Source organism: Salinimicrobium marinum, from assembly GCF_014651535.1.
Taxonomy (GTDB): Bacteria; Bacteroidota; Bacteroidia; order Flavobacteriales; family Flavobacteriaceae; genus Salinimicrobium; species Salinimicrobium marinum.
In genome coordinates this window covers 1-11,111 of sequence record NZ_BMXB01000029.1, presented here as the reverse complement: position 1 = coordinate 11,111, position 11,111 = coordinate 1, and the positions used below count along the sequence as shown (strand labels likewise).

The 11,111-nt window shown below is 35.7% G+C and carries 11 protein-coding genes; all 11 read right to left on the bottom strand.

Annotated elements, in window-relative coordinates; translation table 11 throughout:
* Nucleotides 1-62 precede the first annotated feature (62 nt).
* A complete protein-coding gene (locus tag IE056_RS18025; RefSeq protein ID WP_189606385.1) occupies nucleotides 63-353 on the bottom strand; it encodes a hypothetical protein in 291 nt (96 codons plus the stop codon).
* Nucleotides 354-504: 151 nt separating this feature from the next.
* A complete protein-coding gene (locus IE056_RS18020) occupies nucleotides 505-933 on the bottom strand; it encodes a hypothetical protein (protein WP_189606384.1) in 429 nt (142 codons plus the stop codon).
* 149 nt (nucleotides 934-1,082) lie between these two features.
* Nucleotides 1,083-1,694, bottom strand: a complete 612-nt coding sequence (locus tag IE056_RS18015; protein ID WP_189606383.1) for a hypothetical protein — start codon at nucleotides 1,692-1,694, stop codon at nucleotides 1,083-1,085.
* Between the two features lie 190 nt (nucleotides 1,695-1,884).
* Nucleotides 1,885-2,988: a hypothetical protein gene (locus tag IE056_RS18010; protein ID WP_189606382.1), complete on the bottom strand. Its 1,104-nt coding sequence runs from the start codon at nucleotides 2,986-2,988 to the stop codon at nucleotides 1,885-1,887.
* Nucleotides 2,985-3,554, bottom strand: coding sequence for a hypothetical protein (locus tag IE056_RS18005; protein WP_189606381.1), 570 nt, complete (start codon nucleotides 3,552-3,554; stop codon nucleotides 2,985-2,987). Before IE056_RS18005 ends, IE056_RS18010 begins: the two co-directional genes overlap by 4 nt.
* 210 nt (nucleotides 3,555-3,764) lie before the next feature.
* Nucleotides 3,765-4,598: a hypothetical protein gene (locus IE056_RS18000; RefSeq protein WP_189606380.1), complete on the bottom strand. Its 834-nt coding sequence runs from the start codon at nucleotides 4,596-4,598 to the stop codon at nucleotides 3,765-3,767.
* Nucleotides 4,599-5,389: 791 nt separating this feature from the next.
* On the bottom strand, nucleotides 5,390-5,974 hold the full coding sequence (locus IE056_RS17995) for an imm11 family protein (protein WP_189606379.1): 585 nt from the start codon (nucleotides 5,972-5,974) through the stop codon (nucleotides 5,390-5,392).
* Between the two features lie 133 nt (nucleotides 5,975-6,107).
* A complete protein-coding gene (gene ltrA / locus IE056_RS17990; RefSeq protein ID WP_229793818.1) occupies nucleotides 6,108-7,367 on the bottom strand; it encodes a group II intron reverse transcriptase/maturase in 1,260 nt (419 codons plus the stop codon).
* 795 nt (nucleotides 7,368-8,162) lie between these two features.
* Nucleotides 8,163-9,389 carry an aspartyl protease family protein gene (locus tag IE056_RS17985; RefSeq protein WP_189606378.1) on the bottom strand — a complete coding sequence of 409 codons (1,227 nt, stop codon included), beginning with the start codon at nucleotides 9,387-9,389 and terminating at the stop codon, nucleotides 8,163-8,165.
* A gap of 343 nt (nucleotides 9,390-9,732) precedes the next feature.
* Nucleotides 9,733-10,398: a hypothetical protein gene (locus tag IE056_RS17980; RefSeq protein WP_189606377.1), complete on the bottom strand. Its 666-nt coding sequence runs from the start codon at nucleotides 10,396-10,398 to the stop codon at nucleotides 9,733-9,735.
* A gap of 489 nt (nucleotides 10,399-10,887) precedes the next feature.
* On the bottom strand, nucleotides 10,888-11,111 hold a 224-nt coding region (locus tag IE056_RS18560; RefSeq protein ID WP_229793817.1), incomplete at its 5' end, for a hypothetical protein.

Below are 11,111 nucleotides of genomic sequence, written 5' to 3'. Positions count from 1 at the left end.
TCTTAGAAAAAAACTGTAATATTGTCATTAACTTATCTTTTTGACCAAAATCTCTAGAGGGGTCAATATGGCCTGAACGAGGGGTCAGCATCACCTGAATATCCAGACAAGGGAATATCTTTTATTTCAATCAGAAATTTGAGTAATTTTTTCGTAAAAAAAGATTCAGTCACTTTCCTGTATAAGCTATAACTTTTAAAGCCGATGCCGAAGATTGGAATATCTTTTAATATTTCTGATTCGGTTATTAAATCAAATCCGCATTCAAGAAGCTCAGGAGTTAATTCAGTAATTGCTTCTGACCTTACAGATTTAAAAATATCCAATTGATTTTCTTCTATTTTGCTTTTCATTTTGGTTTGCAGGTAACGTCTCGTATAAAAACAGTGCGAGCTGGCGAGCTTGATTGTCCGAAGGGCAATCAGGGGTTGCAAGCGAGCACGGAATTTCGAATTGAAACAGGTTAAAGCATTGTTTTTATATATTGTTGTAGCCAGTTTCTTCTTATTTATAAGGTCTCCAGCGAATTCTATTTTCCAGGTTAAGATTTATAACTATTTCCAATAAGAAATTCGAAATTTTCCAATCACCTTGTACCCAATATACTATAGTGCCATTATGAATATCTAAATTTGTCCTAATCGCTTCTTCGATAAATTTTAAATGGAGTGAAAATCTTTTATCTTCTTTTGTAACCTCCAAATCATCTAAATAATCTTCAATAGAATCAAGTATCATTTCAAGCAGGGAAGATTGTGCTTTGGAAGTAGTGTTTTCCTGTCGGTATAAATGAATGTATTCTTCAACTGTTCTTATATGAGATACTTCATACTCCCAATCTTGACTGCCAAGGTTATAATCGAAATTCAATTTATCAGCAATTTCTCTTTGCGCATTTTCGTCAGGAATAAAAAAATCGTGATCTAAATTCATAATTTTTAAAATAGGCTACAACGTCCAGTATAAAAACTGTGCGAGCTGGCGGGCGTGATTGTCCGCAGGACAATCCGCTGAGAAAGTGAGCACGGAGTTTCGAATAGAGACAGTTTTAAGCATTGTTTTTATATATTGTTGGCAAACGTTTAATTGATTCTGTATATTACTCCGAATTGCAACAATAGACTTATATCCTCTCCTGCAATTTGCCATTTATCACTATTTCTAAAAGAATTTACTGGGTCAGTCCATAAAACACTTGGTTCAACCTTAAATGAAAAATTTTCATTAATTCTTTTATTTAAAATACCCCCTAAATGAAAACTCATATAATTACTGACAATTTCATTCGAAGAATTAATCGAATCTGGTCTTAATATTTGATTTGAATATCCAAAACCAAAGTTGTAACCAAAATTCCAATTTTCAGATTCCAAATGTTCAAGAAGTATGAAAGTTGTAAGGGAGGTAACTTCACCATCAATTTCAAAACTATTATTTTTCCAATTAGTCCCTTTAATTCCAGAATTTAAATATTGAAATCTTACTTTGGCACCAAAGTAATTTTCCGATTTTGAATATTTCAAATCTACATAGGAGCTAAAAGGTGTTGAGTAGTCAATATTAATTCCACTATCTGAATTTTCTATTATGTAAGCTGTGCCGGTACCAATTCCGAATCCAAGTTCAAGATTTTGAGATTTTCCCTCTGTAAACGATATTAGAATAAAAATAATAATGAACGTAATTTTCTTCATAGTTGTGATATTAAAATTTGTGAAAGTTGAATTAAATATTATCGTTTGAAATGTTTGCCAACGTCCGGTATAAAAACTGTGCGAGCTGGCGAGCTTGATTGTCCGCAGGACAATCAGATGCAGCAAGTACGCAAGAGTCTCGATTTAAGACAGGTTTTAGCATTGTTTTTATACAGTGTTGGCACACGTTTTATCCAATCATTATTTCCGGAAATATTTTTCTACAATGTTCACTATCAATACTGTGATAAATAAATTTACCATTACTATCAAAACCAGAAGCGATTGCATTACAATTGAACAAGTATCCGTTTTTTTCCTTTTGTACTTTACAAATCTGAACTCCAACTAGTTCTAATAAATTTTTAGCTATATCTGGTCTAAAGCAGACATTTACAGATTGTTTTTTAGCTATGGACGGATAACACCAGGCATCTTGTACAACTTTAGGAGGTAAGTCAAAATAATCTTTGGTTATTCGCTCAGACACGCGGTATAAGAACTCTGTTCCTTCCCCAACATCTCTTGTGAATTCGTCTCGCAGGAAATTATTAATAATTCTCATTTTTAAATTTTCCTCTTCATTTAATTCGGGTATATCTTCCCAAAGTCCAATCATTGAAACTTTTACTTCCTCTGTTGCTTCGTATACGATAAGGCAAAATCTTTCATCATCTTGAATTTTTAATTCTTCTACTGCGACTGATGGATCTCCAGGTGAGGTGTAAAGAAGTGATTCATTGACGTTGTTTAATCTTCCTCTTCTTGTAATAAATTTTTCAGGTGGATTCCAGGCATCACTCTCAAATGTCATTGCTTTTAAGGGAATAAAATGATCCTCGTTTTCAACTTTCCTGACTCTATAGAATCTTGTTTTCTTTGGATATTTGGCGATTCTTGGAAACAAAATCGCTTCTTCTTGTCCATTTACGTTAACAGATATTGTTTTTGAAATTTCTTTGAATAATTCTTCATCTTTTATCCTTTTTGTATCAGTATTACGGAACTCCTCTATCTTCTTAATTAAATCTACAGTTTTTATTTTTCTCAATAATTGCTTAGAATGAGAGATGAAATTTTCTTTCATATTTGTATTTTCTTTGAAATGTGTGCCAACGTCTCGTATAAAAACTGTGCGGCGATTGCCGGCGATGATTTTCCGCAGGAAAATCAGACGCAGCAAGTACGCCAAATGTTTCGATTCAAGACAGGTTTGAGCATTGTTTTTATATATTGTTGTAAACTGGGCTTTTCCAGTTCCAATTCTATGACCTTCTGACAAAATTTCAATCATCTGTTTTCCAGGTGGATCTGAAAACCTATACCAATATTAAAATCATTAACTTTTGATTCGCTACCACTTCCCAAAAGGGAAGTGACTTTCCCATAGGCGTATTCCAATGTTATTTCCATAGCCACACTATTATTAAAAAAGATAGCAGGGCCAGCTTTGACATTAAAATTTTGGGTTTCAGTAGCCTTTTCTCCCTGTCTATATCCATTATTAAATTGATATTCCAAATGAGAGAAAATATTTATTGTTTTCTCAGGATTTAGAAAATAGTATCGTGCAAAGGGACCAATTCCAAAACCATAACCACTATTTCCAGAACCTTCAGGATTCCCATAGCCAAACGTCGGGACAAGTCCTACGGCAAATTTATCCTTTATAAAATAGCCCAAATCAGAGGATAAGTTGAAGCCTAGACCGGTATTGGTTGTTGTAAAATCATTGCTGGTGCTTTCAGATGTTGAGTTGTAGAATTTAAAATTCCCCCCCACAAGCCAGTTTCCTTTTGTGATTTGCGCATTTGAATTTAGAGTAGTGGCCAATACCACGAATAAAAATAATTTTCTCATTAGTTAATTGTCTTAGTGCTTTATATAAAGGGGAATTCAGACTTCAATTTTTAGAAATGTTTCTTTGCCTTGTTTACAACGTCCCGTATAAAAACTGTGCGAGCTGGTGAGCGTGAAGGTCCGCAGGACAATCCGCTGAGCAAGCGAGCTGGAAGTTTCGATTCAAGACTGATTTAAGCATTGTTTTTATATGTTGTTGTAAAACGTTTTTTATCCGAGTTGCCACCATTTTCGTTTTTTGTTCTTTATCAATCGCTTTGTTGGAAAAGTTTTGGTTTTCCCGTTGGTTTTTTCGTATTCCACCTGCTTTAGGATTGAAGAACTGATGAAATCCCAATTAGCTGTATATCCAACCAGTGTTTTAGTTTCATTTGGATGATATTTTTTATCGATTTCCAGTTTTCCTATTGGCTCGAAATTATCAGTCTGAAAATCATCGGGCAGGTACCAGGACCAATTTATACTTTGTTGCCAATTCCCAAAATTATTTATTAAAATTTCACTATTCTCAATATCATCTAAAGTCGGTTTAGTTAATTGATTTAGTCTTGTAGTTACAATTAGATTATATCCATAGCCTGTTTCCAAATCCGAGCTCAAGACTAATGCTCCTCCATAGTTTCCATTTTCTAATTTAAAAACAAGGCAAGTTCCAATTTCAAAAATCGGTTCCTTGATTTTCTTCTTTTTTGGAGCCTTTGCCTTAGGTTTTTCCGATTCTAATTTCGTAAGGAATTTTTCGAGGACGACTTTCCGCTTTTTTATATCGGATGTACTTGCATCAAGTTCTTCCCAAAGTTTTAAGTCCGATTCGCTTTTGATTATTTGGCGGACTTTTTCGAGTAATTCGGTTGGTAAACTTTTTGTTTCCCAAAGAGCTAAAGCCAAAGCAAACCAAAAATCATTACTTCCTTCTGGGTTTTCGGCAATCAGTTTGTCCTTTATTTTGCTGGGCTCTTTTCCCTCATTGTACAAGTAAAAAAAATCAGCATAAATGTCTGCTGAAGTATCATTACTTTTTATGGCTGTTCCCCAAGTTCCCATTCAGTTCGTGATTTTTAGATGTTTTACAACGTCTCATATAAAAACAGTGCTGCGATCAAGCGTGATTTTTCGCAGGAAAATCAGGCACAGCAAGCAAGCAGAATTTCGTTTTGGCACAGGCTTTAGCATTGTTTTTATATTTTGTTAGCATTTGTTGTTTCCGTCCGATATTTTTCCTTTGTGTTTTTTAATCCGACTGAGTGAAATTGCCGGGATAAAGGTTTCTGAATACCAAAGCAAATGGACCGCCTTGTGGTCAGTTTTTGACTCCGCCTGAGTAAAAGAACCCGCTCCGATTTTCAATTCCAGTTCGAGTAAGAATTCTGGCGGACGGCTTTTCGAAACCTTCCAATTTAGAATTAAGCTATAAGTTTTTTCAAATCCAATGGAGTCAATTTTGATTATTCTCAGGCTTTACTGAAATGACAGTAAAGATTAAAGCCACTCCGATACCTATTGCAAAATAAGGATTGAAAGTGTTTTTTTCAGATATATATGACGAAATTCCTACTCCAATGGATGCGATTCCGATTAATATTAGTAAAATCTTAGTTGATTTGTTCATAATTAATTATCAGTTTTAATATTGGTTTTTTACAATAAATGCTAACGTCCCGTATAAAAACTGTGCTGGCTGGCGAGCTTGATTGTCCGCAGGACAATCAGGCGTTGCGAGCGAGCACGGAGTTTCGAATTGAGACAGGTTTTAGCATTGTTTTTATATAATGTTGTGCACAGGCTTTATTCTATTCTAGAAAAAGAAGTTCTTACTTTTTTATTTGATCAAAAGGTCATAGACTACCTGGTGCAGGATTTTCGTATAGTTTTTCAAACTCTAAACCTGAAAAATTAAATTTTTTGTAAAGATGAATAAATTCATCACTTGCATCTTTAACGCCGCTATAAGTAAGTATCTGCGAAGCATTCATTTGTGGTATTTTGAAAATACAAGATTCAGAAATTCGATCTTCATGGAAATAAAAATCTAGAACATCCCCTTTTGAACCATCATTATAGACCTCAAATTTGGATTTATTTAGATCAAGCATATTTATACATTCTAAAACATTTAAAATATATAATTTTTCTCCAGAACAATTAATAGGAATAATTTGACCAGCTTGTTCGAATAAATCGAAAACAGGACTATCATAAACAACCTGATCAAAAACTAAGGCACTTCCACCAGCTAAATTAAAAAAATTACCTTTTAACTTTTTAGGATTAAAAACATAGAAATTGATATCTTCTGGCCAGCCATCTTTTTCCTCACCATTAAAAAGAGAAACAGTCAGTAATTTATCATCCTCATCACTGATTTCCGGTATTATCCATTGATATTTTTCAACCTCTGACCCTATTCTATAAATTTTCATAAATATTATTATTTACGCTTGTGCACAACGTCCCGTGTCGAGTAGACAAGGGGAGTTTCACCCCAAGTCTCTCACAGAACCGTACGTGATAGTCTCCCATCATACGGCTCTTGTTATACAAATCATAGCCAATTTAACAAGAAAAGCCCAGCTTCCAGTGGTAAAAGAGGTAAGGAAACTGTTTTCTTACCCGATCTAACCACTTGTGAGCCTGGTTTAACCTTGTTCTATAGCGTTTATACCGTTTCCTTGTCCACCTAATCAATCGGACGCGCAACAATCTGAAAACCTTCGAGAGCTCAGATCTCCGAAAGCGTCCATAGTAATTCACCCAGCCCCGAATCTTTGGGTTTAAGTAATGGGCTATTCCTACAATGCTTTTGAAGCTTACTCTCTCGAATTTTAGTTCTTCCAATCTGTCTGCAATACGTTTTCGAGAACTTATACTTATGGCACAATCATAGCCCAGAAACATCTTTCCTGTCTTTCTGGATTTTGTTGTCCGAGGCTGGAACGAATATCCAAGAAAGTCAAATTTTACTACTGAATAATCGTCTCTCCTGCGGCCGTCCTTACAATAGACAATTTTTGTTTTGCCTGGATGCAACTGCAAACCACAGGATTCCATCCTCTTATTAACCGCCTTAAGAATATGTTCTGCGTGAGCTTTGCTTTGACAGTGAAGTATGCAGTCATCAGCATATCGGGCATATTTCACTGTCACATCGGTTTGTTCCAGCCATTTATCAAGGGCATAATGAAGGAACAAATTTGCCAAAAGAGGACTTATTACTCCTCCCTGTGGTGTTCCTTTGCCTTGTTTGGCCTGTAGTATACCGAATGTCTTAAGCACTGGGGCTTCGAGCCACCGTTTGAGATAAAGACATACCCAGTTTTCAGGGACGTGTCTCTCTACTGCCAGCATTAGCTTCTGATGATCAATTGTATTGAAGAAATCCTTAATGTCAAGATCTATGACCCAGTTCTGTCTCCTGCAGTTTTGCCGTACCGCTTCCAATGCTCGATGGGCATTCCGATTTGGACGATATCCGTAAGAGTTAGGGCTGAAAATCTTTTCAAAACGAGGTTCCAAATAGTCCTTGATAACCATTTGTCCTATCCTGTCGCTGATAGTGGGAATTCCAAGTTGGCGAACTTTTCCATCCTTCTTGGGAATCTCCACTTCTTTAACTGGAGGGGGAAAATAACTCCCCGATGCCATACGGTTCCAAAGTTTGTACAAATGTCTCGATCTGTTAGCATCAAATTCTTCCATGCTCACAGAGTCTACCCCTGCACTTCCTTTGTTGGCTCTCACCTTCTTATAAGCCGTCCAAACCATTTGACGACTTACTGGTATTGATTTTGTTTCATTCCATAAACTCATCCTCATAAAATCGAGTTGGTAAATGTTATTAAACTGTATAACCTAACCCCTTCGCTCCATTCCCATTACAGGAATTTCATCACTACTACGGGTTAGTCCGTCCCTGGACAATATCTTGGTATTCTGCCTCTAGTTTGATCCTATTGTGCATTTCCCTTGACACTATTGTACAGGTTCCCGAGTTCCGTAAATGAGCCCGAATAAAAGTCATGCCACCTGAATGACGCCTGCCGTACAGCCAGTAAATAGGTTTCCGCTGTACTTATCACTGCATTTTTACCTCTACAGCTTTTGACAGAATGTAAGCACTTTCTCGACACCTCTTCAGTGGTTCATTTTCGTTCATCTCTTTTATTCATACCTGATAAACTCGTTGGTCTACCTTTTCCTAAACGCTCAGCACCATGGCTCTTTACCACAGCACCTTTAGGTGGTTTGCAAGCCCCGCCTATACAGCGCTTGCGGTGGTTCGCCCAGTAAGACTGGATCCCACCATCTCAGATACAGCATGCAATGATATTTTGCCGTCATTGCTTCTCGGCACACATAAAAACAGTGCGAGCGGGCGAGCTTGATTGTCCGCAGGACAAGCCGCTGAGCAAACGAGCACGGACTTTCGAATTGAGACAGGTTTGAGCATTGTTTTTTATATAATGTTGTAAACTGGGCTTTTTATCCTGCCTAGTTTTTAATCCGTTGCCATTGTCAGGGCGCTATTCTTCCCAAGCCTCAAATTATTGTTTTAAAAATCACCTTTTTTTGAGTGGTAAAATCAGATTTTCATCCGAATTTTACCATCGATTATAAAGTTGTTGTAGACTCATCAAGAAGAGGAAAAAACTCCGTTTTCTTCAGATTAAAAGTGTGTCTTTTATTTTTTCTCAAAACAGTAATAGAAATTTCGTCATTGGAATTATCTGTTAAACCTTTTCCTATAAAGTCACACTTTTTAATTTCTGTTCCTTCGGAATAATCAGTTCCATTAATGGCGATTACCCGATCATCTAATTCTAAATTTTGTGAAGCACTGGTGTTTTTAATCAAAGCGCTGATATATATTGCATTATCTTTAACCATCCAATTGAAACCATACGTCTGATAACCCTCGTATTCGTGTTGTGATTTTTCAATCAACTTTATCCGGTTGTCTCCCCAATTCATTATTACCCTGTAATCTTTAAAAAATCCAAGACCAAGGCCGTTGTGCACACCAGCATAGGTTCTTACAATCCTATCGTTTAATACAATATCTCCAATTTTTATCTTCTCAATTTTTGAAGTATAAAAAGTTGAGCTTTTGCCCTGACCATAGGCTCCTTCCAGGACTTTTCCATATCCCTCAGCATATTGGGTAATCCTTTCCGATCTTTTTTGTTTCTCGAATTCTTTTGAACGTAAAGTTATTTCTCCAGTGAATCCGAAATCAACAGTGTTATTTAGAACATTTTTATTATTCACTTTAATTGTTATAGACGGGATTCCTGCAAATCCCACATACATTTTTTTGCCTTTGTTGTTATTAGGGATATCCAAAGAATCTTCATTATTTGTGAAAGTAATTGTCTGATTTTCAAAATTGAAGTCCCAAACTGCATGTCTCATTAAATTAGAGCCCAATAAACCATCTATATTTAGACAGCTCAAAACAGTACCTTCAAAATCAAGTACAGCTCCTACTGTGTTCTGAAAATCAATATTTCCGATTTTTATATTTTCAATTTTCCCATATTGCAATCTCTTTTCTTCATCGAAGATATCGCCCACATTCTCTGACCCCAAAGGAGTCATTCCAATTTTATCAGCCAGTTCTTTTGACAAAATGGTAGAACTGCCAGTATCTAATAAAAAATCGTAGACTTCATTTCCAATATTAACCTTTACAATCATGAATCCTTTCCTCATTTCAAAAGGAATAGTTGTTTTGTAATCTTTTTGGACAGTATTCCCTTGTTTGAGATACTCATTAGCTTTTGATCCACCACAGCCTGAGAAGATAAGTACCGCTAGTATTAAAAGGATATATTTCATTTTAGTTAATTACGTTTTATAGTTTCGATTATTAATTTTTCACATTTATTTCTAGAAATAGAGAATCTATATCTTGAATTGCTAACAATAAGGAATTTGATTTTCCATATAAGTAGTAGTCCAGATCTTTTTGTTACATTTTTTTAAAAGGACTGCCTTAAAAACAAACCATCGAATTGATGATTTTTTTGCCTTGTTTACAACGTCTCGTATAAAAACTGTGCGAGCTGGTAAGCGTGATTGTCCGCAGGACAATCCACTGAACTAGCGTGCAGGGAGTTTCGATTCGAGACTGATTTAAGCATTGTTTTTATATGTTGTTATCTCTCGTTTTTTTCCTTTTTTATTTCCTCAATAATTCCTTTTCAATATTAATCTTCGAATCCGTCGGTAAATAGAACATCTGCTTGCCAGCCGACCAAACTTCTAAATTTAGAAGACCGTAATCAGGATTGAAAAGGAATGGTCCGTTGGCATCATCATAAGGCTCAACTAATTCATACAAGTCAAAAGGGAACTGGGATAAATGTTTATTATGGTACTTTTTAGGCTCAAGAATGTGATGTTTTTCTCCTAAAATGTAGAGCGATTTATCCCGCCTTACAAATTGAACTGAGCCATAGTTAGCAAGACTATCTTTAGGATCTACGTAATGATAACTAATAGTTGAATCTCGTTCTATTTTTTTAAGATCCAATTGAACTTTACGTTTCAAAACATATTCTTCCCACTGAATGGTGTCTAATCCGAAAGAGTATAAAATTCGTGTTTCAGTTAATTCTGTAGAACCTTGATATCGCTTTTCGAAATAATCAGAGTCCGTTTTGGTTCCCATAACTGAAACTCCAAATATTGTCAGTCCTACGAATGCGACTACCACAATAGCAACTAAAATTAATAATATGTCGAGTGTTTTTTTCAAATGAGAGATAACGTCTCGTATAAAAACTGTGCGGCGATTGCCGGCGATGATTTTCCGAAGGAAAATCAGACGCAGCAAGTACGCCAAGTGTTTCGATTTGAGACTAATTTAAGCATTGTTTTTATACATTGTTGCCTGCAGGCTTTTTTCAAATTAGAAGCTCTCGCCCCTTAATAATTACAAATCCGAGTATCGCAAAAGTGAATAATAGGTACATAATTATGGCAAAATCCAACTTCTGAAAATTCTTATCCGAAACGTCATTTTTGGAAATTAATTTTTTATAATGTCCGTTATGGATGAATAGAAAATAATCAACTGTTAGAATTAAAAACATAAACAAAATGTGAAGCCATTTTGGATAAAGCTGTACATCTTTAAGAACAAAAGTGTAAAAAGCAAAGATTATTGCCGAGAAGTTCAGGATATGAAAAACAGCTATTCCTAATAGGGCTGAAAATACCGGGAAATCCTTTTCCTTTACGATCCGAACATTCCACCAGTAGATTCTATAAAAAAGATGATTGGACAATTTTAAAATCATATTTTAATCAGGGTATTACTTTTTCAAAATCCTTATGTCAGAGGTCCGCTCCTCGATTTATCTCTTTTCTTTTCAAGCTTGCAGGCAACGTCCCGTATAAAAACAGTGCGGCGATTGCCGGCGATGATTTTCCGTAGGAAAATCATCGCCGGCAAGTACGCCAAGAGTTTCGATTCAAGACAGGTTTTAGCATTGTTTTTATACAGTGTTGTGAACTGGGCTTTTTTTCCCATCCTGGTTTTAATCCGTAACGAAT

Coding starts and splice junctions, on each gene's coding strand:
- IE056_RS18025 (WP_189606385.1), bottom strand. CDS start 353: ATGAAAAGCAAAATAGAAGAAAATCAATTGGATATTTTTAAATCTGTA.
- IE056_RS18020 (WP_189606384.1), bottom strand. CDS start 933: ATGAATTTAGATCACGATTTTTTTATTCCTGACGAAAATGCGCAAAGA.
- IE056_RS18015 (WP_189606383.1), bottom strand. CDS start 1,694: ATGAAGAAAATTACGTTCATTATTATTTTTATTCTAATATCGTTTACA.
- IE056_RS18010 (WP_189606382.1), bottom strand. CDS start 2,988: ATGATTGAAATTTTGTCAGAAGGTCATAGAATTGGAACTGGAAAAGCC.
- IE056_RS18005 (WP_189606381.1), bottom strand. CDS start 3,554: ATGAGAAAATTATTTTTATTCGTGGTATTGGCCACTACTCTAAATTCA.
- IE056_RS18000 (WP_189606380.1), bottom strand. CDS start 4,598: ATGGGAACTTGGGGAACAGCCATAAAAAGTAATGATACTTCAGCAGAC.
- IE056_RS17995 (WP_189606379.1), bottom strand. CDS start 5,974: ATGAAAATTTATAGAATAGGGTCAGAGGTTGAAAAATATCAATGGATA.
- ltrA (WP_229793818.1), bottom strand. CDS start 7,367: ATGAGGATGAGTTTATGGAATGAAACAAAATCAATACCAGTAAGTCGT.
- IE056_RS17985 (WP_189606378.1), bottom strand. CDS start 9,389: ATGAAATATATCCTTTTAATACTAGCGGTACTTATCTTCTCAGGCTGT.